This window comes from Alistipes sp. CAG:29 (assembly GCF_000435435.1).
Taxonomy (GTDB): Bacteria; Bacteroidota; Bacteroidia; order Bacteroidales; family Rikenellaceae; genus Alistipes; species Alistipes onderdonkii.
In genome coordinates, this window is the sequence record NZ_FR893466.1 from 1 (window position 1) to 26,132 (window position 26,132).

The following is a 26,132-nucleotide window of genomic DNA, read 5'->3' on the forward strand; positions in this document are numbered from 1 at the left end:
GGTAAGAAAAATTGTACTATCGTTAATTGCTGTTTTGGGGATTTGCGCCGTTGCAATGGCCCAGAACCAGCAGGTTTCCGGTACAGTTACCGACGCTGCCGGTGCTCCGGTAGCAGGTGCCACAGTCATGGTGGACGGAACGACGGTCGGAACGACGACGAGTGCTGACGGCGCTTACTCGATTTCTGTTCCCAGGGAGGGTGTTCTGCTGGTGACCTTCATCGGCTATGAGCCCCAGCGTATTGCTGTCGCCGGAAAAACCCGTGTGAACGTCGTGATGAAGGAGGATACGCAGGCGATCGACGACGTGATCGTGGTAGCATACGGTACGGCCAAAAAAGAGGCCTTTACGGGTTCTGCTTCCGTGATGAAGGCCGAGGATATCGGCAAGCGCCAGGTATCCAACATTTCGAACGCCCTGGCGGGTGCCGTGGCCGGTGTGCAGGCTGTTTCGTCGAACGGACAGCCGGGTGAGAGTGCCAAGATCCGTATCCGCGGTATCGGCTCCATGTCGGCGAGCAGTGCTCCGCTCTATATCGTGGACGGGGCCCCTTACGACGGGTCGCTCTCGTTCCTGAACAGTGCCGATATCGAGTCGATCACGGTGCTGAAGGATGCCGCCGCGTCGGCCATCTACGGTGCCCGCGGTGCCAACGGCGTCGTGCTGGTCACCACCAAGCGCGGCAAGTCGCAGGATGCGACCGTGACCTTCGACGCCAAGTGGGGTACCAACTCCCGCGGTGTGCCCAATTACGACGTGATTTCCGATCCGGGACTGTATTACGAACTGGGCTACAAAGCTTTGTACAACAGTAAGTTCTATGCCGGGAGCTCGGCGGCGGATTCGCGCGCGTTTGCCAACTCCGCCCTGTTCGACTCGACGAACGGCGGTACGGGTTACAACGTCTACACGCTTCCCGAAGGCCAGACGCTGATCGGTGCCAACGGCAAACTCAATCCCAACGCTAAACTGGGCTACTCCGACGGGCAGTATTACTACACCCCCGACGATTGGTACGACGAGCTGTTCGGCAGCGGCAACCTGCGCCAGGAGTACAACGTCTCCATCGCGGGTGCTTCGGAACGCCTCAACTACTACCTCTCGGCCGGTTACCTCGACGATTCGGGCATCATCAAGAATTCGGGCTTCACCCGTTATTCGACCCGTATGAAGGCCGATTACCAGGCCAAGAAGTGGCTGAAGGTCGGTGGCAATATCGGTTTCTCGCACGCTATTACCAACTCCCCTACGGGGCAGACCGACTGGGGTTCGTCGGGCAACCTGTTCTACCTGGCCAACATGATTGCCCCGATCTACCCGATGTATGTGCGCGATGCCGATAAGAAGATCATGTACGACGAACACGGCAATAAGATCTACGACTCGGGTGTGAATACCAACCAGATACGCTCGTTCTCGGGCGGTGCCAACCCCATGATCTCGATCGACCTGGATCGCCACCGCACCTATACTGATGCGATCAACGGCAACTGGTTTGCGACCGTGACGCCCGTCGAGGGGCTGAACGTCACGGCCAACATCAGTGCCAGCGCCATCAACCGCCGTGCGAACCACCTTTATAACTCCTACTACGGTTCCTATATCGGCAAAGGTTCGGTCTCCGTTGCGCAGTCGCGTACGTTCGGCGTCAACCAGCAGTACCTGGCTTCGTACAAGAGAACGTTCGCCCAGAAGCACAACTTCGACGTGCTGGTCGGCTTCGAGAACTATTCGCTGAAGATGCAGTACCTCTCGGGCAGCAACACCGACCTTTACAATCCCAATGTAGGGGAGCTGGACAACACGATCTATGAGACCCCGCAGGTTTCGTCCTACACCGATACCTATTTTACAATGGGTATTCTCTCGCGTGTGCAGTACGACTACGACGGCAAGTATTTCTTCTCGGCATCCTACCGCCGCGATGCTTCGTCGCGCTTCCATCCCGACCACCGCTGGGGTAACTTCGGTTCCGTGGGTGGTGCATGGCTGCTGACCAAGGAGAACTTCCTGAAGGATGTGAAGTGGCTCAACATGCTGAAACTGAAGGCTTCGTATGGTATCCAGGGTAACGACGACCTGCTCGATCCCAGCGGTTACAGCAACTACTATCCCTACCAGGATCAGTATTCGGTAGGCCGTGTCGACGGCGATTTCTCGTTGACGCTCAACTACAAGGGTAATAAGAACATTACGTGGGAGTCCTCGCACTCGCTCAACGTGGGTGTCGAGTTCGGCCTTTGGGACGACCGCCTGAGCGGTAGCGTCGAGTATTTCTCGCGCAAGACCTCGGACATGCTCTACTACAAACCCGTACCTCCTTCGCTGGGTTACTCGCGGCAGCCTATCAACGTGGGTTCGATGCGCAACGCCGGTGTCGAGATCCAGCTGTCCGCCGGGTTGCTGCGCTATAAGAATTTCTCGTGGGATCTGGATCTCAATATGACGCACTACAAGAACAAGATCCTCTCGCTCGACGGCGACGTGCCCGAGACGGGACTGGTTTACTCGATGGCGATCCGCGAGGTGGGCGGCTCGATGTACGACTCCTACCTGAAGACCTATGCGGGTGTCGATCCCAACACCGGTAAGTCGCTCTGGTACGTAGACCCCGACAACGGCGATTATTCGACCACGGATGTTTACGACAACGCCCGCCAGGCCCGCCAGGGCAGCACGCTGGCCAAGGTGAGCGGCGGCTTCGCCACTTCGCTGAGCTTCTACGGCGTGGATATCTCGGCACAGTTCGCTTACCAGCTCGGTGGCAAACTCTACGACAACACCTACCACGAATCGATGCACTACGGCGATAACCTGGGTATGAACTTCCACAAGGATGCCCTCAAGGCCTGGACGCCCGAGAACCCCAACACGAATGTCCCGCGCCTGAACTCGTCCGACGATTCGAACCAGAAATATTCGTCGCGCTTCCTCGTAAGCTCCGACTACCTTTCGGTCAACAATGTGACGGTAGGCTATACCCTTCCCAAGAAGTGGTCGAACAAGATCGGCCTGGGCAGCATCCGCATCTATTTCTCGGGTGACAACCTCGCCGTCTTCTCCGCCCGCGAAGGTCTCGACCCCCGCATCGTATTCGGCGGTACGGGTACTGCGGACAACACCTCCTATTCGGCCCTGCGTACCATTTCGGGCGGTATTAACCTGACGTTCTAATTTTGGCACAATCAAATAACAACGTGTATATGAAAGCAATCAATAAAATATGGGTATTTGCCCTGGGGACGGCGGTTATGGTCTCCTGCTCCGACCTCGATACGTTCCCCGAGAGCGGTATTGTGACCGAGGATCAGAAAAAGGAGGTCGTGGAGGACAACCCCGAACGTCTGCAGGCGGATATCAACACCCTGTCTTCGATCTTCACGAAGCTCCTGCCCAACTGGGCCGGAGGTAGCGCCACGCCTTTCCACAACGACTTCAGCTATCCTGCCGTATGTATCGCCACCGACGGCAACGGTGCCGACATGGTATCGGACAACAGCGACTACGAGTGGTTTTCGGTTGCGTTCGAGTATTCGGATCGCAACGCCAACTATGCCGTGCCCATGTTCACCTGGAATTTCTGCTACAAGCTGAACAAGCAGGCCAACGACATCCTGGCTACGATCCCTGCGGATACCGAAAACCAGACGCTTATCCACTATCGCGGCCAGGCTCTGGTGGCGCGTGCGTTCGCCAACTTCACGCTGGCGCAGCGTTTCCAGTTCACCTACAAGGGCAACGAGGACAAACCGACGGTACCCATCGTGACGTGGGACATGCCGGCCGAGCGTGCCGGTGCGAACCCCCGTGCCACCAATGCCGAGATCTACAAGCTGATCTACGACGATCTGACGCAGGCCATCGCCGACCTCGAGGGTTTCCAGCGCACGAGCAAGGCCGCCGCCGACCGGAACGTGGCTTACGGAATGCGTGCCCGCGTGAACCTGGTGATGAACAACTGGGGCGAAGCTGCCACCGATGCCGAAGCTGCCCTGAGCGGCTACACGTTCCTCTCCAAGGACGACGTGTCGGCTCCCGGTTTCAACAGTGCCAACTCCCCGTCGTGGATCTGGGCCGGCATCTACAAGGCTGCCGACACCCCCGCCAACTACCGCAATATCACCTGGGGCGGACACCTCTGCTCCTTTGCCCGCGGTTATACCACCAGCCAGGGTTTGTATAAGCGTATCAATTCGCTGCTTTACAACATGATCCCCGATACGGACGTGCGCAAGGGATGGTGGATCAACGCCAGCCTCGAATCGCCGCTGCTCGACCACATGGACTGGGACGGCGTGACCGGCTCGGCCATCAGCTCGCTGGCGATTCCCAATGTCAAGCGTGCCTTCCAGCCCTATACCAACGTGAAGTTCGCGCCTTATGAAAATAAGTGCGGTACGGACATCAACGCGGGTGACTGGTGTATCATGCGTGCCGAGGAGATGCTTCTCATCCAGGCCGAGGCCATGGCCATGGGCGGCAACCTCGGCGGCGGCAAGTCCCTGCTCGAGAATTGGGTCAAGACCTACCGCGATCCTTCGTATTCGTGCGCCGCCACGACTCCCGAGGCTTTCCAGAGCGAGATCTGGTGGCAGCGCCGCGTCGAGTTGTGGGGCGAGGGCCATGCCTATACCGACATCATGCGTCTGAAGAAGAACCTCGTGCGGTGCACGACGGACGGCAAGTCGGACTTCCCCGATGCCTGGGCGTTCAACATCGCGGCGACGGACGGTATCCTGCTGATGCGTATCCCCACCGGGGAGACCAACGCCAATGCGGCTATCGACCCTGTCAAGGATAACAACAACGAGGGTACGTTCCCTGTTAACGGCAGCGGAGCTGGTTTGACCGACGGATGCGTAGTTAAATAAGTTTTGAACCGGATAACATCGACAAAATATGAAAACACTCAAGAGTTTATTATATGTGTTCCTGGCGGCGTTCCTCTTCGTGGGGTGTAACGACGACGAGAACTTCAACCCCGGGGAACCCGAAGATCCCGATTGTTACAGCGTCTATTTCCCTACGCAGGAGAATATAGGTTCCAAGGAACTCGACCCCGCGGCTCCGACCGAGATGACGTTCACCGTACGCCGCCTGAAGAGCGAGGGTGCGATCGTAGTTCCCGTGGCCGTAACGTCGAGTGAGGAGGGAATCTTCGTTCCCTCGCAGATCGAATTTGCCGACGGGCAGGAGGAGACGACCTTCAGCATTCAGTTCCCGCAGGCCGAAATCGGTACCACCTATAAATGCGAGGTCAATATCGAGGACAAGAAGTACGCCTCCGTCTATGGTGAAAAAGCCACGGGCTTCGCCTTCAGCGTGACCCGCGTGAAGTGGAACAAACTGACGGGCAAAGGCGGCGAGACCAAGGGCAAGTGGCGCGACGACATCATTTCGACGCTGTTCAATACCGCCAACCCCAACGCCGAGGTCGACGTGGAGATTTACGAGCGGGCCGACAAACCCGGTTACTACCGCATGAATCCCTTTACGCAGGATTTGATCCGGGCCCTCTTTAACGGAACCGCACAGGCTTGCACCGAACCCAATATCATTATCGACGCCACCAACCCCGATGCCGTGTGGATCCCTTACCAGACGACGGGCGTGACGCTCGGAGGTGACGGCGAGATCGAAATTGCTTCGAAGGTCAATGCCAACTTCTCCTCCGTGAGCGAGTCGGCCAGCCTCTACGGTACGCTCAAGGACGGTATCATTACCTTCCCGGCCACCGGCATCATGGTGAACTTCACGGTCTCCGGCGGGTGGTACGGCGCCAACGGCAGCGGTCTGCAACGGATCATGCTTCCGGGTGCCAAGGCATACGACTATACGCTCGCACTGACGAACACCGAGCCTGCGGCCGGTGTGGTCAAGGTCGGCTTCAAGTTCGGTGCGGACGTGGCCAAGGTGAAATACGCGTTCTTCAACGGCTCGATGAGCGACGCGTTGGCCGACGTCCGTTCGGGCGAGATCGAATCGGGTGAGACCCCTTCCACCGAAATCACGGCTTCCGGCACGGTTTCCGCTTCGTTCGACGATACGGGCGTTTATTCGGTCGTCGGCAATATGTACAACACGGCCGGCGAACTGGTAGGGCGTTCGTTCCTCTCGTTCGGGTACGTCAAGTCGGGTGAGGAGTCCCAGAATGCGGTTATCCTTTCGGTAAGAACCGAACTTTCCTGGGAAAAAGAGGCGTTGGGCTATACCCCCGAGAATTCGATCAAGGCGATCCTGTTCGGACAGAATATCCAGTCGGGTTATTGGGGTTTGTTCAAGACTTCCGACCTGGCAGGCCTGAGCACGGCACAGTTGGGACAGGTTGCCAAATCCTCGGGCGATGCGTTCACGGAAGAAGAGCTCGCGAAGATCAACGGCAAAGAGTCTTTGGTTCCGTTCCTCGTCGGCCTGAACAGCGGTACGAGCTATACGCTCCTGGTGTCGGCTTTCAACGGGTATTTCTCCAAGGTCTATGCCGTCGAGCAGACTACCGCCGGTAAGGAAGACCCCATGCAGCAGAAGTATAAATTCGACGACGTCAAGGGTGAGGTGAGCAAAGACGATCTCTTCAATACGACGTGGAATTACTATGCCGTGGATGCATTCGACGAAAATGATGCCACCAACCGCCAATACCTCGGCAAGGTCACGTTCAGTGAGAATGCTGACGATCCTAATTACGTCAAAGTCAAGGGACTTTCGTCCTACCTTGCTTCGAATCTGGATACGAAAGACGACACGTTCCTGGCAAAGTACAACGGACTGGTCAGCCCGATGCCGACCTGCCACATCGGTATGTTCAAGACCTATCATGTCGGCAACATGTTCACCTACGAAGAGAATCCCACGGGAATAAATGGCAGCCAGGGTTGTCTCTATGCAGGCTATGTCGATGACGGAATCCTTGCATTCGTTCCGAACCCGAATTATGTGACGCAGGGCTACACCTTCAAAGGTATCTATTGGGGTGGTTTCGGCAATTATGATCCAGCCACGGGCAAATTCACGAATTTGGCTGCCGATCTGGTACAGTTCGACTACCTGATGCTGATAAATCCCGCAAACGATCCCAATGCGGTAACTGCCGCGGCTGTTGCCCGGGAGCTTGAGGTACGGCCGGCCAACAATTTCGTCGAACTGCGCGGGCCCGAATTGATTCAGGTACTTTGGAGCGAGCAGACCGGCAAACCTGTCAACCGTGCAACATTCGGCGGTTACGGTATGCAGCCCGACCTGGGCGTGGCCGATGCGGTCGCGACCTTCAGCGAGGGCAGTATGCCCCAGGCTCCGGGGGCGATCGTGATGATCGGCAAGAAGGTATCCTTGAAGTAACCGATTCCGGCAATGTTGGAATAATTATCGGGAGGAGCCGGCTCTGAGGGGTCGGCTCCGCCCTCTAAAAACCGATAGACTATGGCTGATAAAAAAATTCTACTTTTCGCCGTGCTGTTGCTGGCGGCGTGTACCGCCGATCCGGCGATGGATGGTGCCGACGGCGGGAATTCTTCTGCGAATACCGCAGCCGCCGCGAAGCTGATCAACACGCCTTACGATGCCAAGCAGGGGTCGCTGATCGTTTGTTTCGACGATGCTGCCGTGCCGACCATCGAGGCTACGGCGGCTTCCTTCGCCGCAACGCGCGGCGATGCCGGGGACGCTGCCGTACTGACCCGTTCGGGCATTGCCCCGGTCGACGAAGTGTTGCAGGGGCTTGAAATCACCTCCCTGCGCCGTGTGTTCCCCTACACACCCCGCCATGAGGAGCGTACGCGTGCCGCAGGCCTGCACAAGTGGTATGTCGTGACTTTCGACGAGCAGGCCGACCTCGAAGCCGCCGCCCTGAAACTGGCCGCCGTGGCCGAAGTCCGGAATGTCGAGTTCAACACGAAGCTTTATGTGACCTCGGTAGGGCCGCGCCGACCGCTGACGGCTGCCGATATGGCTGCCACCCGCGCCGCAGCCGCGGGGCGGTTCAACGATCCGCAGCTTTCCCGCCAGTGGCACTACAACAACAACGGCGACAAGACCGTTGCCTCGACGTCCCGCGCCGGGGCCGACATCAACGCCCAGGATGCCTGGGCGATCACGGCCGGTAACCCCGGCGTGGTGGTTGCCATCGTGGATCAGGGCGTGAAATATACGCATCCCGACCTTGCGGCGAACATGTGGATCAATACGCAGGAGAAAAACGGGGCTACGGGTGCCGACGACGACGGGAACGGCTATATCGACGATATTTACGGGTATAACTTCGTCACGCGCGGTGCCGTCTCCTGGGATCGCGAGGTCTGGGTCGGCGGCGAGAACAAAGGCGATTCGGGGCACGGGACACATGTGGCCGGTACGGTGGCCGCCGTCAATAACAACGGCGTCGGCGTTTGCGGCGTGGCTGGCGGCACGGGGCGCAACGACGGGGTGAAACTCATGTCGTGCCAGATATTCTCGGGCAACGACGCCACCTCGGGGGCTATCACCACTTCCGCCGAAGCCATCAAGTATGCCGCTGACAACGGAGCTGTGATCATCCAGTGTTCGTTCGGAAGCAAGGCCGGAACCTATACTTCGGACAGCGCCTATGAACGCGGCTCGGGCGTGCAGTACAATGCCATCAAGTATTTCATCGAATCTCAGAACTGCGATGCCGTCGACGGCGGCGTGGTCATCTTTGCCGCCGGCAACGATGCTACTGCCATGTCGGGCTACCCGGGGGCTTACCACGATTATATCTCCGTGACCTCCTTCTCGCCCGATTACCTGCCGGCCTATTACACCAATTACGGCCCGGGCTGCAATATCTCGGCTCCCGGCGGCGACTATAAGATCAGTGCCGATGCGGCCAAGACCTACGCCGAAGTCCTGTCGACGGTTCCTTCCGAGTTGTCGGAATACAACGGTGCCGATTACGGCTTCATGCAGGGTACGTCGATGGCCTGCCCGCACGTTTCGGGCGTCGCGGCGCTCGGGCTCTCCTATGCGCTGGAAAAGGGAAAGAAATTCACGCTCGACGAATTCAAGACCATGATCCTCACCTCGGTGAATGATATGGAAACCTATCTCGATGGTTCGAAAACCGGCCTTGTACTGGCCGACTACCGCAAGAAGATGGGTACCGGGTCGATCGACGCGTACCAGCTGCTCATGCAGGTCGAAGGGACACCCTGCCTGCGGGCCAAGGTCGGCACCAAGCAGCTCGTGGCCCTGACCAAATATTTCGGCGGCTCGGCTTCGAACCTGACCTATCTGCGGGTCGAGATGACGCGGGAGAATATGGATAAGCTCGGCATCACCGAGGCTCCTTCGATCTCCTACGGCAAACTGATGATCCACTGCACCAAACCCGGTGTCGCCAAGATCTCCGTCACGGCTATTGCCGGCGGCGGGAGTGTGGGCGGCGGCAGTTCGATGGGCGGTCAGGAGATCACCAAGGAATTCGCCGTCATCGCCCGCGCGACGGAAAATGCGAACGGAGGTTGGTTATAATAAACGATAAGATCATGAGAAAAACTCTTTATACCTTATTCGCCGTGCTCGGTTTGTGCATGTTCGCCGGCTGCGGCTCTTCGTCGAAAGGCGACGACGCTTCGCCGCTGGCCAAGCAGCTCGTGGGCGAATGGCACCTCGTTTCGTGGAACGGGGCAGCCCCCGGCGTATTCGATGCTTACGTGTCGTTCGCTTCGGATAAGACCTTCGAAATCTACCAGCAGATCGAGCAGGTCGGATACCAGAAATACACGGGTTCCTACCTGATCGGCAACAAGATGCTTTCGGGTAAATACAGCGACAATACGCCCTGGGGCAGCTCTTACGAAGTGTCGTTCGATGAGTCGGGCAATACGCTCACGCTGGTGAGCGATCCTTCGGTGGGCGAAGTGAGCGTCTATACGCGCGCTTCGATACCCGTGTCGGTCAAGGGCGGAGCCACGGTCATGAAGGCCTCTTCCCGCGCCGCCGGCCCGCTGCTGTTCTGACGACCCGGTTTTTCTGTAAAACTTTCTGGAAATGCCTTCTGCAATTCGCAGAAGGCATTTCCCATGTTGCGGACTTGTGCGGGTTTTACTTGAAAATAGGCACCGAAACATCGCTTGTTTTGCCCTGGGAGAAACAGAAACCCTTGATTCCAAACGGAATCAAGGGTTTCTGTTTCTTTTGTGGTACCACCAGGAATCGAACCGGGGACACAAGGATTTTCAGTCCTTTGCTCTACCAACTGAGCTATGGCACCATCCCGATAATTGCGGTCGGAAGCACTTCTTTCCCGTATTATCGTGGTGCAAAGGTAAACAAAATTTCCAAACGTGCAAAATATTCTCCGAATTTTTGCGCATTATTACACTTCCAGGCTGATCCTGGGCACATACAAATGTCCTGTACTCCTGCCTGCCGAGTCTTGTCGGACAGGGTCTGATTGAAAATATTGCCGGGACTTGCCATTTCCATCCTTGGCTGCCCCGATTCCGGAGGGCTGGACCGATAATAAACCATTTTCATTCGACCTCACTTACGGGGCATTCGGAGTCTGGATGCCGGTTCTGAAACCCGGTCCGGCGGGAACCCACCGGATTACCGGGCGTACCCTTGCTCATCGGCCGCAAGGGCTGCTCCCTGCCCGGCTTGCCTTACAAGTCCCTGCAGCCCGGCCTCGTATTCCGCAATGGTTTCGCGGACGATTTGTCCCGCCGTCGGCAGCTCGCGGATCAGCGAGGCTGCCTGCCCGATTTCCAGTTCGCCGTCCGTCAGGTCGCCTTCGAAGATGCCCCGTTTCGAGCGTCCGCGTCCAAGCAGCTGCTGTAACTCTTCGGCCGTCGCACCCCTGTTCTCCGCCTCCTCGACCGCACGGAAAAAGTCGTTGCGGATCAGGCGTGTCGGACTGAGTTTCTTCAGCGCGAGCATCGTGTCGCCCTCCTGCAGTCCGATACAGAGTTTCTTGAATGCGTCGCTGGCGGAACTCTCCTCCGAAAGCGCGAACCGCGTTCCCATCTGGATGCCCTCGGCTCCCAGCGCGAACGCCGCCAGCATACCGCGCCCGGTGGCGATGCCGCCTGCGGCGATCAGCGGTATCGCCACGGCCTGCCGCACCCGGGGTACGAGCACCATCGTCGTGGTCTCCTCGCGTCCGTTGTGGCCGCCGGCCTCGAAGCCCTCTGCTACCACGGCATCGACCCCTGCCTGCTGGCTTTTCAGGGCGAACTTTGTGCTCGAAATCACGTGCGCCACCTTGCATCCCGCTTCGTGCAGGCGGGCCGTCCATGTTTTCGGGCTGCCCGCCGAGGTAAACACTGCGGGTACGCGTTCCTCCATGATGACGCCCATGATCTCTTCTGCGTAGCGGTACATCAGCGGGACGTTCACGCCGAACGGTTTACAGGTCGCCGCGCGGCATTTGCGGATATGCTCGCGCAGCAGGTCGGGCGTCATCGAGCCGGAGCCGATCAGCCCCAGTCCGCCTGCTTCGCTTACGGCTGCGGCCAGCCGCCAGCCGCTGCACCAGATCATGCCGCCCGCGACGATGGGGTAGCGTATGCCGAACAGCGAAGTGATTCTGTTTTCCATGGTTTCAGGTATTTGTCGTCCTGCAAAAATAGGCAAATTATCGGGAGTGCAAACGGCCTGCCACGGGAAATAACGGCCGTATTCCTTGGCCGGGGCTGAAAATTTTGCCACCTTTGTCCCGCGTTTTACGAATAACCGTTCACAGCCATGTTATATACGGAAGATACCCGGATCGCGGCGCTGGCCGTGCATATCGTCGGGAACAAGGCCAAGGACGAGCCCCTGCTCGTCGCCCCCGCATTGTCCGGCCAGGTCGGCGACACCGGCCTGATGCAGACCCTGACCGCCTATTTCGCCGGAGGTTTCAAATCCGAGGAGTACTACAACCTCCACCACGAAACCGACCTGGCTTGCAACGAGGTCTATAATTTCGTCTGCAAGGTGTTCGACGACCGGGAGACGTTCTACGACAACTCCGTGGGCCTTGCCCGGCACCTTTACGAGACGGGCACACACCCGCAGATCAAGGGCGGCGAATTTTACGTCGTCTATTTCACCGGCTGCCGTTTCGGGGGCGAGGCGGTCGATGCCGTCGGGCTTTTCAAGTCCGAGACCCGCGATACGTTCCTTGATGTCGGGGAGCAGGACGGGCAGCTGCATATCTCCTCCTGCCAGGGAATCAACGTCGACAAACTGGACAAAGGGTGCCTCGTGTTCGATACCGAGCGCGAAGAAGGCTTCGCCGTCTGCGTCGTGGACAACACCAACCGGGCGGAAGCGCGTTACTGGATCGACGATTTCCTGCATGTCCGCCCGCGGCAGGACAACTACCACAACACGCACAACGTCCTGGCCATGTGCAAGAAATACGTGACCGGGCACCTTCCCTCGGAGTTCGACGTGTCGAAGGCCGACCAGGCCGAGATGCTCAACGAGACGATGAAATACTTCCGGGAGCAGGACTGTTTTTCGCTCGACGACTTTTCCGAAAAGGTGATCCGCCAGCCCGAGGTCATGGAGAGCTTCTCTCGCTACAAACAGGAGTACGAGCAGGAGCGCGAGATCCGTATCGAGGATGAGTTCGCCATTTCCGATTCCGCCGTCAGGAAACAGGCGCGCGCCTATAAGAGCGTCATCAAGCTCGACCGCAATTTCCATATCTATGTCCACGGCAACCGCAATCTGCTGGAGCAGGGCGAGGACGAGAAGGGCAAATTTTACAAGGTCTATTACCAGGAGGAGCAATAACATTCCTTCCCGGGCGGGATTGCCGCACCGGCAAGGCGGGTTGCACGACGCAGCCCGCTTTTTTTGCGTTGTGCCGAATAACCGGATTTTGAATTCCCGTCGCCGGGATCAAATAGTCGCTTATTGTGTATATTTGTATAGGAAGTGGGGATTCCGAAAGGTACGATAGGTTGCTGCGTTATCTTGCACGGCTTGATTTTTTGGTACATTTTAACCTGGTGAAGGCCGGGGCATCGGTTACGGGATATTCCGAAACGGTGCGATTGTGGTGCATTCGGGCTGAAATCGGCGGATTATCCGTCACAGGACTTCAGTGGAAACGGTATCATCCTGTCAACTACTTATTTGTAGTTATAAATCAGGGTATAAATGCGGTAATTTGCACTATGAAAAGGCAGCGGCAAAATGACTTTTTTGTCGGGCAGGTTGCAGACAGGCTGGCCAAGGCCAGACGGAGGCTAAACCTGACTCAGGAAGTCGTGCGTTTCGATACCGGACTGAATGTCGGCCGGATCGAAGCCGGATATACCGATATCACGCTGTCGACCTTGGCTGACCTATGTGATTATTATGATATTTCTCCCGGGGAGTTGTTACAGGGTATAGTGACGCACTCATCCTGAAGAGGGAACCGGCCGTATGGCCGGTTCCCTCGTTTTATGCCCTCATGTCCCGAGGGGTTTCTCGAATGCCAGCCGTTCGCCGCTCCGGTAGCGTACCTTGCCGCAATAGACGAACCCCAGCCGTCCGAGCATGCGCAGCATGTAACGGTTGTCGAAATTGGTGTCGACGCGCATACTGCCCGTGCCGCGCCCGTGCGCCATCGCTTCGACGCGCCGCATAAACTCCGTCGCCACCCCGCGGCCTTTCTCACCGTCGGCCACCGCCATGCGGTGCAGTACGACATACTCTCCGTCGGTGAGCCATGCCCCTTCGATGGCGTCGTAAGCGGGTTCCCCGTCGAAAACCACGGCCCCGTAGGCGATGACGTTGCCCTGTGCCGCGGCCGCTTTTGCAGGCTCTGTTTCTCCTCGTCCTCCCGCTTCTCCCGCTTTTTCCGCCTCTTCCGCCGCCGCTGCCGTTTCGTCAGCGCCGGATACTCCTGTTTTGCCGGCCGCCTCCGTGCCCGTTGTTTTCCCCGCGGCAGCCGTTACAGCCCGGAACCCCGCAGCCCCCGTGCCGTCGGTTCCCCGTGCATCCGTGCTCTTTCCCGCCTCCGGTTTCTCGAAGACCCATCCGTAGCCGCAGGCGATATCGTGTCCGATATCGGCCGTTGCCGGGTAGCCGTCCTGCCATTGCAGGCTTCCCAGTGCCCGCATCTGCGCCTGCGCCTGCCGGATGATCTCCATGATGCGCTCCGTGTCGGCGGGGCGGGCGCGCCGGAACAGTAATTTTTCGTTCATACGGCAAATATAGGATAAAATGCCGTGATACGCTACTGCACGGTAGAATATCGGTGCGGCGGAATTTCCGCCGTACTGCATTTTTCGCTACCTTTGATCTGCCATAACATACCTTCCATGAAGAATCTGCTTATCGTGTGCCTGTGCCTTGCGGCCTCATGCAGTGCCCTGCGGGGCTTTACCGATGCCGAATGCGGCGTGATCGCCTCGCAGCAGGGGCACATCATGCGCCTGTGGACGGTCGCCGACCCCGGCGATTCGCTGTTCCTGCGCCGCAAGGCTGTCCCGCTGGGGCGCGAGGAGTTGCAGTCCGCCCATTTCCGGATGCTCAAGGAGGGGATGCTGGCTACGGTGTGCGACACGACCGACCGGGGCGTGGGGATCGCCGCGCCCCAGGTCGGGGTGTCACGCAGGCTGATCGCCGTGCAGCGTTTCGACAAACCCGGTGAGCCGTTCTGCTTCTATGTCAACCCCGAAATCGTCTGGTATTCCCAGACCCGGCTTCCGGGTTCCGAAGGGTGCCTTTCCATCCCCGGTGTCTCGGGCAGTGTCCTGCGTTCGGAGAGGATCGTCGTCCGGTACCTGGACGAGGAGTCCCTGCGCATGGCCGCCGATACGGTCGAAGGGTTCACGGCCGTCATTTTCCAGCACGAGGTCGACCATCTGGACGGCGTGCTGTTCATCGACAGGCTGCTGCCGCGGTAGTCCCTGCCCGGTTGTTGCCCGGTCTATTCCGGTAGCCCTCGTCTGTCCCCTGTTATCCCCGTTCGCTTCCGGTACTCCTCGCTTGCGCTCCGGTTATTCCCGGCTGTTTCCGGGAACCTTCGGTTGCCCTCTTCCTCCACACACTCGCTCTTCTGTTATCCCTGTATAGTTCCCGGCAGCCGTGCAATCTTTTCCCGGCTGTCGCCCGCAGGACACGCCGATGGGGTAGCGATGGCCGCTCCGTTGGCCGCCTGACCGTCGGGGACGAATAATACCGCAGCGGGCGGAGCGGAACGCTTCTTCCGCTCCGCCCGTTTTTCGCTGCCCTGCCGGGAATTTCCGGCAGCCGGTTTCGCACCGTTTTCCGTGGTGCGGCTTTTTTGTCCCTCCCGCCGCCCGGACGGGATGCCTTCCGCACCTTTTTTTACGATGCTCCGTGCGTATCCTGCAAAAAATTCCGGGATAAAATCGTACATAATAGGCAAAAATCGTAGCTCCAGACCCCTGGTTGTGTCCTGCGGACTTTTATCCCGATACCCCGTCCTAAATTCGCTATTAGCGGGACAGCCCTTCTGCGGGGCGTCCCCCGGGATACCAACCAAACCTATTTTTTAACCTTAAAATTAGTGTGTATGAGTTTTTCTACTAACCGTTTTTCCCGGAAAGCACTATTACTTGTGACAGCCGTGTTCTCTGCGTCGTTGCTGTGGGCGCAGACCACCGGCATCTCCGGACGTGTGCTCGATGAGACCGGTGCGCCGGTCATCGGTGCGACGGTCATGGTCAAAGGTACCACGATCGCCACGGCGACCAATGTCGACGGTACCTTCAACCTGAAGAATACCGACCGCAACGTCACGCTCGTCGTGTCGTATGTCGGTTACGAGGCGCAACAGGTGTCGTCCAAAGGCGCCGGGTCGGTGACGATCACGCTCAAGCCCGAGGCCATCGGCATGGAGAGCGTCGAAATTGTCTCCGTGGGCTACGGTACCCAGAAACGCGAATCGGTCGTGGGGGCCATCTCCACGATCCGGCCCGAGGAACTGCGTGTCCCCGTGCGGTCGCTGAGCCAGACGCTGGCCGGTAACCTGGCGGGCGTCGTCGCACTGCAAACCTCGGGCGAGCCGGGCAAAGACGACGCCCAGTTCTGGATCCGCGGTATCGCCACCTTTACGGGCAGCCCCGATCCGCTGATCCTGGTCGACGGCATCGAGCGTCCGCTCAACGATGTCGACCCGCTGGAGATCGAGTCGTTCAGCGTCCTGAAAGACGCCAGCGCCACGGCCGTATACGGCGTACGCGGTGCCAACGGCGTTATCCTTGTCAACACGCGCCGCGGTTTCGACGGCCCGGCCCGGATCGACCTGCGTTACGAGCAGGGCTTCTCGTTCGCCAGCAAACGCCTGTCGTTCGTCGACGCCGCTACCCGCTCCGAAATGTTCAACGAGGCGGTGGATGCCGTGAATGCCTCGGCGGCACTGAAATACGGCGCCGACGAGATCAAGGCCATGCGCATGCAGACCGACCCCGAGGTCTATCCCGATGTCGACTGGCAGAAGCTCCTTATGAAAAAGGTGTCTCTTTCCGAGAAGGTGAGCGCCAACATCTCGGGCGGCGGCAAGTTCGCCCGCTACTTCACGGCCCTCTCCTTCTACAACCAAGAGGGGCAGTATGCTGTCAAACCCGGCGAATATTCATGGGTGAGCGACAAGATCGGCCGTTACGGCGAGAATGTCAACTACAAGCGCTATAACTTCCGCTCCAACGTCGACATGGACATCACCAAGACCACGGTGGTGAACCTCGGCGTGCAGGGCAACGTGACCGAGAACATGGAGCCCGTCGAGGGGTCTGCAGCCATCTACCGCGACATCATCAACGCGGCGCCGAACGCTTTCCCCGTCCGCTTCAAGGACGGCGAGCTGGCCGGCCGCGACGGCCTGAACAACCCCTATAACATGCTCACGCAGCGCGGTTGGAAGAAGACCACCGGCAATACGCTTCGCGCCAACCTGACGATCAATCAGGATTTCTCGTTCATCACCCCGGGTCTTTCGGCCAAGGTGAGCTACGCCTACGACGCCGTGAATTATTCGGTGGAGGAGCGTGCGCGCAACATCAACTTCTTTGAGGCCACGGGACGCGATCAGGACGGCGAACTGATCCGCACCGAGTGGCAGGCCGACCAGAAACAGGAGTACCTGAATTACAAACAGTCCGGCAACGGTTCCCGTACGCAGTATGTCGAGGCGGCGATCAATTACAGCCGGACGTTCGGCGAAAAGCACGAGGTCGGCGGCCTGCTGCTCGGCTTCGCCAAGGATTACCGGTTGCAGGAGGCCACGAGCGATTACCTCAAGTCGCTGCCCAACCGTTCGCTCGGCCTTGCCGGCCGTCTTACCTATGCCTACGACAAGCGTTACCTGATCGAGGCCAACATCGGTTTCAACGGTTCGGAGAACTTCGCCAAGGGCAAGCGCATGGGCGTATTCCCCGCCGTGGCTATCGGCTGGGTGGCCTCCGAGGAGAGCTTCCTGCGCAACAGCGAGGTGCTGACGTGGTTCAAGATCCGTGCGTCGGTCGGGCAGGTCGGCAACGACCAGATTCCCAGTACGCGTTTCATCTACCTGGCTACGATCAACAGCGGCGCCAACGGTTACGGCAACCTCGGCGTCAACTTCGACCAAGGAGCCGGCGGTATCGGCGAAGGTCGCATGGCCAATCAGGACGTGACGTGGGAGGTGTCGACCAAATACAACGTCGGTATCGAAACCGGGTTTTTCAACGAGTTGAAAATCAATGCTGACTTCTTCTACGAGCGGCGTGAAAACATCTTCCTCGCACCCCAGTTCTCGGAGATTTCGGGGCTTCCCAAGGATTATACCAACTACGCCAACATGGGTCTGATGGAGAACCGCGGCTTCGAGGTTTCGGCCGAATACGTCAAGCGTTTCAGCAAAGACCTCACCGTCTCCGTCCGCGGAAACTTCACCTTTGCCCGCAACAAGGTGATCGACGACGGCAAGTACTATGCCTATCCGTGGCAGGATCAGCGCGGCGTGCGTTACGGACTGACCATGGGCTACCGTGCCATGCACCTCTTCTCGCAGGAGGAGCTGGACAACATGCCCGACTACTATACGCAGTTCGGCCTGGACAAGCAGCAGCTGCGTGCCGGCGACATCCGCTACGAAGACCTCAACGACGACGGCAAGATCACCGAGGCCGACATGACGTGGATCGGCAACCCCGCGATGCCGGAGATCGTCTACGGTTTCGGTGCGTCGCTCAACTACAAGGGCTTCGACTTCTCGTTCCTCTTCCAGGGCGGAACCAACCGTTCCTCCTACCTGAGCGGCGGCTGGTATTTCTACCCGTTCCAGGCAGACCGCGGCCCGAAGTTCATGGGTAACGTGATGACCATGTTCAAGGATCGCTGGACGGTGGACAACCCCGATCCGCACGCCTTCTCGCCCCGCCTCTCCTACGGCGCCGATGCCAACAACTACAAGACTTCGACCTGGTGGCAGCGCGACAGCGGCTACCTGCGCCTGAAGAATGTCGAGATCGGCTATACGCTGCCCTCGGCCTGGGCCAGCAAGCTCCGGTGCAGCTCGCTGCGCATCTATGCCACGGGTGTGAACCTGTTTACGGTCAGCAAATTTATCTCCGACTACTGGGATCCCGAGACGGGTGCCGATGCCTATCCCATGCAGCGCCAGGTTTTCGTCGGTGTGAATTTAACCTTCTAATACAGCCTAAAGAATGAAAAAGAATATCGTATATTTAATGCTCGCGTCGCTCCTTTTGTTTACCGGCTGCGCCAACTATCTGGATCAGGATCCCGAAGACCTGAACTCGATGGACAAGATCTTCTCGTCCAAGATCGAGACCACCAAGTGGTACAACCGCATTTACAGCGACGATTTCATGGTGCAGGAGATGCATTACAGCGGCCAGATTCCCTATTTCTGGTGCACCGACGAATCGGCCTACATTCTCGAATCGCACGTGCGCAATATCGCCGAGGGGAAGATGAGCCCCGACAACTACTACGGCTATACGGGCTACAACCTCTATTTCTTCGTGCGTTACTACCAGGCCATCCGCCATTGCAACCTGTTCCTTGAAAACGTGGACAAGTGCGCCGAACTGGGCGAGATCGACCGCCGCACGATGCGTGCCGAAGCCCGCTTCATGCGTGCCTATTACCACTACCTGCTGCTGCGCCTCTACGGCCCGATCCCCATCGTAGAGACCAGCCGTTCGGCCGACCAGATCGGGGCTTCGCAGGCGCGCAACACGCTCGGCGAATGCGTCCGCTGGATCAACGGCGAGATCGACTGGGCCTGTGAAAACGGCATGCCCGCCGCCCGCGACGAGAAATTCACGCTGGGGCTCCCCACCATCGGTGCCGCCCGGGCCATCCAGTCGCGCATGCTGCTGATGGTCGCCAGCCCGCTCTTCAACGGCAATTCGGCCTACAAGAACTGGACGAATCACGACGGCACAGTGCTCATGCCCCAGACCTATGACAAGGAGCTGTGGAAGGATGCCGCCGATGCCGCCAAGACGGTCATCGACATGACCGAATACCAGTTGCTCAAACCGGCCGCTGACGCTACGTTCGATGAGATCGTGGATAACCTCCGCGCCGTGACGACCACCTGGGGCGCCGGCAAGAATACCGAGATCATCTGGGGGCACCCCAACTCGGTGCAGTGGTACGGCATGTGCGCCCTGCCGGCGCGCTGGTACGGCTGGAACGGCCGCTATTCGCTGGCCATCGGCATGATCAACGATTTCTTCATGGCCGACGGCAGCCCGAGCCGCCCGCTCGAAGAGTGGTTCGCCTCCAAGAAGTTCTCGGCCGAAGCCGGCAACGGCACCATCGCCAATACGTTCTGGATGTTCGTCGACCGCGAGCCGCGGTTCTATGCCTCGGTTCACTTCCCCAACCAGCGCCTGTCGTACGCCTACGAGAACAAGACCGACAGCTACCAGGATGCCGACGGCTACGGCGTGGTCGATTTCTGGTACTCGGGGCTGAGCGGCAACGGCAGCACCCCGGGCGACAAGAACACCTCGGGATTCTCCGTGCGCAAGAACCTCCCGCTGGATTACCGCAGCAACAAGCAGACCAGCGAGGCGACGCGTATGCTCAACGTGCCTTTCCCCATCATCCGCCTGGGTGAGGTCTACCTCAATTATGCCGAGGCCCTGAACGAGTACTACGGCACCTCCCGGCAGGACGAAGCGCTCTATTACCTCAACGAAATCCGCACCCGTGCCGGCATCCCGGCCTATGAGGGCACCTATTCGCAGGACGAGATGCGCGGGATGATCCGCCACGAGCGCAAGATCGAGCTGGCGTGGGAGTGCAACCGCTATTTCGACGTGCGCCGCTGGTTCACGGCCCATGGCCCCGACGGCGAGTTCAACCACGACGAATACGGACTGGACATGTCGCGCGGTACGGGTGCCACCGACCCGGCGTTCTTCACCCTGACCAAGGTGGCCAACAAGCGCTTCGACATCCAGCACTACTTCCTGCCCATCAAGTCTTCGGAGATCATGCTCAATACGCAGCTGGTGCAGGCGCCCTACTATTGATGGCCGCAGCCGGACACATGTTAAACTTAAAAATGGAAAATTCGCTATGAAACAGTTTTTTAAGATACTGGCGCTCGCGGCCCTGGCGCTGCCTTTCACCGGCTGCGACGTGGAGTATTCGGACATAAATATTCTGCCCGACCCGGTTTTCGAACAGAACGGGCTGTACACGGTCAATACCATATCCATCTATGACGACTACGAAACCGTCATCAATGTTTCGAGAACTGCCGGTCTGTCGAAAGAACTGGAATTGGATATCGTGGTGGACGAAACGCTGCTCGCCGAATACAACGAATTGTACAACACCGACTATAAACTGCTGGAAGCACAGTTCTACGACATTCCGAAGAATGCGCAACTTGCAAGTACGGTCAAGTCCGTCGATATTTCCGTGCGGATACATCCCAAAGCCCTGATTGCGGCCAAAGGCATGGCTGCGGCCAACAACATGCTGCTCCCCATCCGTATCTCCAATGCCTCCACGCCCGTCGAGGACGGCGGTTCGATGATGCAGGCGCTGTTGCGTTTGAACATCGTCGAGCCGATTGTGCAGGTGGAGATGCCCGAACAGATGCCGCAGCTGGAGTTCATTCCGACCATTCCGCTGCCGCAGGAAATTACGCTGAACGCCACGGCCAATTTCAACACGCTGGAGGTGGCGAAAATCGGCTATCGGGTCAATGCATCGAAAGTCGATGCCTATAACGAGGAGCACGGCACCTCTTACCAGCTGTTGCCCGAGCAGTATTATAAAATCAAGGAATCGGATTTCGATACGGAAACGCTGGAAATCGAGAGCCGCATCGAATTCGATTGCGCTGCAATCGGCGGTGAGGGCACCTACCTGCTGCCGCTCGAAATGCATTCCGACGACTATTCGGTCGTCCAGCGGGAGCCGGTTTATGTCTTGATTCAGATGTCCGAACTCAAAATATGGGTAACGAACGCCGCCGACCTCGCAAAAACGTCGGGCAAGGGAAAAATCAGGGTGCAGATGAACTCCCCGATGACTGTCGGCCAGCCTGTCGACTTCGTATTCGAACCGGAGAAGGTCGAAACCTACAACACGGAGCACGGGACTGCATTCAAGACGCTGGATGCCGCCAAGGTGGTCGTTACCCCGACTGAAATTCAGGCCGGCAGCCAATACGGCGAACTCTCGTTCGAGCTCGATCTGTCGGAATTGGATTACGACGGCGCCGATAAATACATGGTTCCGTTGACCCTCAAGAGCAGCGAACTGGTGGACGGCACGATCGTAACCGGCCCGTCGACATTCTACATCGAGGTGAACAAGACGCTCAAGGGCACCTACGACAAGGAAGTCTGGGGCGAAGAAAAAAGCAACCGCGTTTTGAAACCGGCTATTTTCATCGCAGGACAGGACGGCTATGCCGAGTCGCGGAATGCGAAGAAGCAGAAGTACATCATCAATTACAACCAGACGTGGACAGGCGGCCTGATTTACTTCAATATTTCGGACGAAACGGTCGCAGGACATCCCAACCGGCGGGTACTCGTCGATTTCTCGGATCGTCCCAACGAAAGAGCTGACGGTTATGACCAGATTGTCGATTCCGGCAGTTATCTGGACACTGACACGGGGGATATTTATTTCAACCTCCGGGTTATGGACGGTGCGTACGGTGCGACGGGCGGATTCGGTATCGAAGTGCTGCTGTCCAACCGTGCAGACCTTTGACGGTCTGGCAGGGCCGATGGCCGGGGGTACACAGGGTATCCCCCGGCCATTGGCAATCGCTGCCCTGCTGGCAGGGGGCTGCTCCGGCCTGTAACCTTTCCGGCACAGATCGCCGCGCTGAAAACCCTGAAATGATTGAATTTTAAATATACCGATTATGAAAAAAATGCGATTCTTTTTGTGCGTAGTCCTGTCGGCCGCGGCGCTTTGGTCGTGCGGCGGCGACGGTGACGGCGAGCCCGGGCCCGAACCTCCCGTGCCGCCCGTCGTGGATCCCAATGCCGTCGAGGTCGTCAACAGCGGCTTCGAAAAGGGGCTCGAAGGCTGGACGCGCGTCGATTTCCACAACGGCGGCAAGGTGACGGTCGAGGTGGTCGAGGGTGCCGGCGTCAACGACAGCCGCTGCATCAAGATCCAGCAGTTCCCCGAGAACGGCCGTTGCGGCGTGGGCATCAAACAGAAGCTTACGGGGCTGGAACCCGACCAGATGTACCGCATGTATGCCAAGGTCAAATATTCGGACATTCCGCAGGACGAGGGGCGCGGCGCCATCCTGTTCGACATGTCCCAGAAGCAGTTCTGGGGCGCCTCGAAATTCCTCTACGGCACCAACCTCAGGAACTGGACGTCGCTCCATTTCGACTTCCTTTCGCAGGACGACGGGACTGCCGAGATCGTCTGCTCGCTGGGGTTCCGTTACGGCGGGACGACCAACGGCGGCTATTCGACCGGCACGGCCTACTTCGACAACGTGAGCGTGGTGAAGGTCACCGACGAACTTTTCATGCAGGAAGGCGAGCATATCCGCCTCTTCGTCGAACCCTCGCAGGTCTACGCCTCGGCGTCGCAGATCACCGAGTGGATCGCCAACCTGGACAGGATGTACGAGTCGTATGCCGACCTGGTGGGGGCGACCCCGCACGAGGGGCGCAAGCTGGCGATCCTTTCGTCGCGCGGGCTCGAAAGCGGTTATTGGGCGCTGGCGGGCTATCCCATCCTGTGGAGCAGCAACTATTCGGCCGTCACCTCGACCTTCGAGGAGCTGGCGCAGCACGGCACCTGGAGCTTCGGCCTGATGCACGAACTGGGGCACGTCTTCAACCTGGGCAATTCGAGCTGGAACTGGAACGACGAGATGTTCGCCAATTTCCGGATGCAGTACGGCCTGGAACAGAACCAGGGCAAGGTCTGGATGGACGAACGGGTCTACACCGGGCGCGAGATTCTCGACATGTACAAGAAGGATTACGACAATACGGTCTACACGCAGGTCAACGACAACGGCATCCATTACATGCTCGGTCGTCTGGCCGGCCCGGGCGGCATCGGCTGGGAACCTTTCAAGGCCGCTTTCCGCGAACTGACGACCACGGGCGGGGCGCCCTCGGGCAAATACGACAAGTTCGAATACCTGCTTTCGCTGCTTTCCAAGCACGCTACCCGGCTGACCGGGCGCGACGTGGATGTCAGGACGCAGTATTTCACCGAGGCCGAGCTGGCTTCGATCCGCAAACAGTTGCAATAATAACCGCCGTATCCCGTCGCGGGGCGATGCGTCGCCTCTGCCGGGCGGCAATTAATACCCAATGCGAAAAATGAAGAGAGTGGTATTTCTACTCGCCGCCATCGCGGCGTGCGTGCTGTGCCTGTGCGCCTTCGGTTCGAAGGTCAAGGTCTTCTCCGACAATTTCGACCGGCCCGAAAGGTTCGCGCGCTACTGGAACCATAATGCCGGGGAGGTGCCCGGCACGGTCGAATACCTGCCCGGCGGCGGTGCCGACGGCGGCGGATGCGTGAAGATCGCCAGCGCCGAAAAGACCGCCCTGGCCATCAAACACAAACTTACGGGGCTGCATCCCGGCAAGCTCTACCGCCTGAGTGCGCTGATGAAGTGCGACAGCGTGCAGGACGGCCGCGGCGCCGTGCTCTACCTCGACCCCGAGGGGCTGGAACAGTCGTGGAATGCCTCGGAGTTCGCCTACGGCACCAACGACTGGACGGAAGTGTATATGGATTTCGTGCCCGACCGGCAGGGCGAAGCCGTCGTCTGCTGCGGCCTGGGATTCCCCTGGGGCACCTACAACGGAGGCAAGGCCTCGGGGACGGTGTGGTACGACAACGTGAAGGTCACACCGGCGCCCGAAGAGGCCCTCTATACCCGCGAGGGCGAACACATCGTGCTGAAACTCGACCGCGACAAGGTGACCGTCTCCGATGCCGACATCGACGCCTGGCTCTCGAAGCTCGACCGCACGTACGAGGCTTACCGCGACCTGGTGGGCGACGTGCCCTTCGACGGGCGCAAAATCATGATCCTCAACACGCCGGGCATCGAACCCGGTTACTGGGCGCTGGCCGGCAACCCGATCCTGTGGAACAGCCACGTCGCCGTATCGAAGCTGCTCGACCGCACGGTCGAGTTCGGCGACTGGGGCTTCGGCATCATCCACGAGATCGGCCATGTCTTCTCGCAGGGAAACATTTCGGGTACGGGACGCTGGAACTGGAACGACGAGATTTTCGCCAATTTCCGCATGTCCTATGCCCTCGAAGCGTGCGACGGTACGATGTCGCAGCGCGACATCTGCTACCGGGGTGCCGACGTAATCAACTACTACAAGATTTTCTACGACGAAACCATCGGCGCCGGCATCCCCAAGAATAACGGCGATGCCCTGCATTACACCTTCCTGCGCATCAAGGAGCGTTACGGGTGGGACGTCTACAAAAAGGCGTTCCGCGAACTCTACGCGCTCGGCGACTCGGGGCAGGAAGGGCTCGAGACGCCCTACGACAAATTCCTCTTCTTCCTCTCCTACGTTTCGAAGGCCGCGGGCGAAGATGTCGTGGCGGCGACCTATACGCCCGGGGAACTGGCCCTGATCGAGGAATCGCTTAGAAACTGATGCCGATGAATACCTTGCGAACAGCCCTCCTGGCCCTGGTCGTGGCCGCCGCGTTCCGCGCTGCCGCACAACCGGTCTATACCTTCCGCGTCAAGGTCGGCATCGACCGCGAATCGGTCGATTCGCTGGGCGGGCGCGACCGGGTCGTGCAACTGACCGAAGATATGTTCCGGCGCGTCAACCGTGCTTTCAACTACGGGGCGCAGCTGCGTGCGGTCTACGATTTCGTGGTGGACTGGGACGCCTTCTACATCTACGACGGCGTGTCGGCCGACCAGATCCGCAAGCCCCATCCCGACCACGATTATCTGGTGGTGATGGACGGTTACAAATCCGATCCCCGCGAGACGGGCGGCGGCTGGTACGGCGACGAGATCCAGACCATCTACCATTCGCGCACGCACAACGACCGTTTCAACAGCCCGTTCGAGAAGAATGCCATCGACGGCATCATCCACGAGTTCGGCCATGCGCGGGGCGTCCCCGACATCTATGCCATGAAGGTCGACGCGGACAAGAACCCCGTCAACGGACAGGCGTTTTCCGGCGTGCGGTGCATCATGAATTATCCCTATGGCGAGGAGCTCTGGAGCGACTATGCCGTCCGCATGATCAACCATGCCGCCGACCGCAATGTCGACATCGACGACCTGGTGGCGGGCGTGTTGCCCGACCGTATCCGGGTCGAGGTGGCGGATGCCGACGCAAGCCCGGCCAAAGGGGCTGTCGTGCGGTTCTATCCCGTGCGGTGGTACACCTATACGGTGACCGCCGAGCCGCAGGCCGAGGCCGCGACCGACCGCCGCGGACGCTGTACGGTTCCCGTTGCGCGAATTTTCGAACCCGAGCAGGAGTTCGGCGTGCGCTATTGCAACTGCCTGGTCGAAGCGGAATACGGCGGCGTGAAAGCCTATGGCTGGCTGCCGCTCTACGAGTTGCAGAACGCCCGTTTTGCCGGGCAGCGGGAGCATACGCTCCGGCTGCGGCTCAAACGCGGCTGCGGGCTGGTTCGCGCCGTAGGAATTGACGAATAATTGCTATCTTTAGGGCTCTTAATC

At 58.8% G+C, this 26,132-nt stretch carries 16 protein-coding genes and 1 tRNA gene; 14 read left to right on the forward strand and 3 right to left on the reverse strand.

The genetic code is table 11. The features are described 5' to 3' along the window. The first annotated feature begins 10 nt into the window (after positions 1 to 10). The 5 genes from QVP03_RS07000 to QVP03_RS07020 all read left to right on the forward strand — a co-directional run bounded on the left by QVP03_RS07000 (position 11) and on the right by QVP03_RS07020 (position 9,972). On the forward strand, positions 11 to 3,175 hold the full coding sequence (locus tag QVP03_RS07000; RefSeq protein ID WP_410511605.1) for a SusC/RagA family TonB-linked outer membrane protein: 3,165 nt from the start codon (positions 11 to 13) through the stop codon (positions 3,173 to 3,175). Between the two features lie 29 nt (positions 3,176 to 3,204). Beyond that, complete coding sequence (locus QVP03_RS07005) at positions 3,205 to 4,872, forward strand: RagB/SusD family nutrient uptake outer membrane protein (protein WP_022332806.1); 1,668 nt, start codon at positions 3,205 to 3,207, stop codon at positions 4,870 to 4,872. Between the two features lie 28 nt (positions 4,873 to 4,900). Beyond that, positions 4,901 to 7,336 (forward strand): hypothetical protein, encoded by a 2,436-nt coding sequence (locus tag QVP03_RS07010; RefSeq protein ID WP_022332807.1) that lies wholly within the window; start codon positions 4,901 to 4,903, stop codon positions 7,334 to 7,336. 81 nt (positions 7,337 to 7,417) lie between these two features. Then, positions 7,418 to 9,484, forward strand: a complete 2,067-nt coding sequence (locus tag QVP03_RS07015) for a S8 family serine peptidase (RefSeq protein ID WP_022332808.1) — start codon at positions 7,418 to 7,420, stop codon at positions 9,482 to 9,484. Positions 9,485 to 9,498: 14 nt separating this feature from the next. Beyond that, entirely contained in the window at positions 9,499 to 9,972 is a 474-nt protein-coding gene (locus tag QVP03_RS07020; protein WP_022332809.1) for a lipocalin family protein, read from the forward strand. Positions 9,973 to 10,153: 181 nt separating this feature from the next. Here QVP03_RS07020 and QVP03_RS07025 read toward each other — a convergent pair. Both QVP03_RS07025 and QVP03_RS07030 read right to left on the reverse strand, forming a co-directional pair. Continuing rightward, positions 10,154 to 10,226: transfer RNA gene (locus QVP03_RS07025), tRNA-Phe, on the reverse strand. Positions 10,227 to 10,564: 338 nt separating this feature from the next. Next, complete coding sequence (locus tag QVP03_RS07030) at positions 10,565 to 11,554, reverse strand: NAD(P)H-dependent flavin oxidoreductase (RefSeq protein WP_022332810.1); 990 nt, start codon at positions 11,552 to 11,554, stop codon at positions 10,565 to 10,567. A 147-nt stretch (positions 11,555 to 11,701) separates the two neighbouring features. Here QVP03_RS07030 and QVP03_RS07035 point away from each other — a divergent pair, with 147 nt between their 5' ends. Together QVP03_RS07035 and QVP03_RS07040 are read left to right on the forward strand one after the other, a co-directional pair. Beyond that, complete coding sequence (locus QVP03_RS07035; protein WP_022332811.1) at positions 11,702 to 12,742, forward strand: nucleoid-associated protein; 1,041 nt, start codon at positions 11,702 to 11,704, stop codon at positions 12,740 to 12,742. A gap of 386 nt (positions 12,743 to 13,128) precedes the next feature. Next, entirely contained in the window at positions 13,129 to 13,365 is a 237-nt protein-coding gene (locus QVP03_RS07040; RefSeq protein ID WP_130065668.1) for a helix-turn-helix domain-containing protein, read from the forward strand. Positions 13,366 to 13,407: 42 nt separating this feature from the next. On the opposite strand, the gene QVP03_RS07045 is transcribed toward QVP03_RS07040, so the two are convergent. Continuing rightward, a complete protein-coding gene (locus QVP03_RS07045) occupies positions 13,408 to 14,145 on the reverse strand; it encodes a GNAT family N-acetyltransferase (RefSeq protein ID WP_256166050.1) in 738 nt (245 codons plus the stop codon). A 117-nt stretch (positions 14,146 to 14,262) separates the two neighbouring features. Between QVP03_RS07045 and def the strand changes: the two genes are divergently transcribed. From def to QVP03_RS07080, 7 genes are all read left to right on the forward strand, one after another. Beyond that, positions 14,263 to 14,850, forward strand: coding sequence for a peptide deformylase (def, locus tag QVP03_RS07050; RefSeq protein WP_022332814.1), 588 nt, complete (start codon positions 14,263 to 14,265; stop codon positions 14,848 to 14,850). 632 nt (positions 14,851 to 15,482) lie between these two features. Continuing rightward, positions 15,483 to 18,602, forward strand: a complete 3,120-nt coding sequence (locus tag QVP03_RS07055) for a SusC/RagA family TonB-linked outer membrane protein (protein WP_022332815.1) — start codon at positions 15,483 to 15,485, stop codon at positions 18,600 to 18,602. Between the two features lie 13 nt (positions 18,603 to 18,615). Beyond that, positions 18,616 to 20,463, forward strand: a complete 1,848-nt coding sequence (locus tag QVP03_RS07060; protein WP_022332816.1) for a RagB/SusD family nutrient uptake outer membrane protein — start codon at positions 18,616 to 18,618, stop codon at positions 20,461 to 20,463. Between the two features lie 46 nt (positions 20,464 to 20,509). Next, a complete protein-coding gene (locus QVP03_RS07065; protein WP_022332817.1) occupies positions 20,510 to 22,168 on the forward strand; it encodes a DUF1735 domain-containing protein in 1,659 nt (552 codons plus the stop codon). Positions 22,169 to 22,325: 157 nt separating this feature from the next. Further along, complete coding sequence (locus tag QVP03_RS07070) at positions 22,326 to 23,693, forward strand: M60 family metallopeptidase (protein WP_022332818.1); 1,368 nt, start codon at positions 22,326 to 22,328, stop codon at positions 23,691 to 23,693. Between the two features lie 70 nt (positions 23,694 to 23,763). Continuing rightward, the gene (locus tag QVP03_RS07075) at positions 23,764 to 25,074 is read left to right on the forward strand and encodes a M60 family metallopeptidase (protein WP_022332819.1); all 1,311 of its coding nucleotides are present in this window, start codon (positions 23,764 to 23,766) and stop codon (positions 25,072 to 25,074) included. A gap of 5 nt (positions 25,075 to 25,079) precedes the next feature. Next, positions 25,080 to 26,108 (forward strand): hypothetical protein, encoded by a 1,029-nt coding sequence (locus tag QVP03_RS07080; protein WP_022332820.1) that lies wholly within the window; start codon positions 25,080 to 25,082, stop codon positions 26,106 to 26,108. The last annotated feature ends 24 nt before the right edge of the window (positions 26,109 to 26,132 follow it).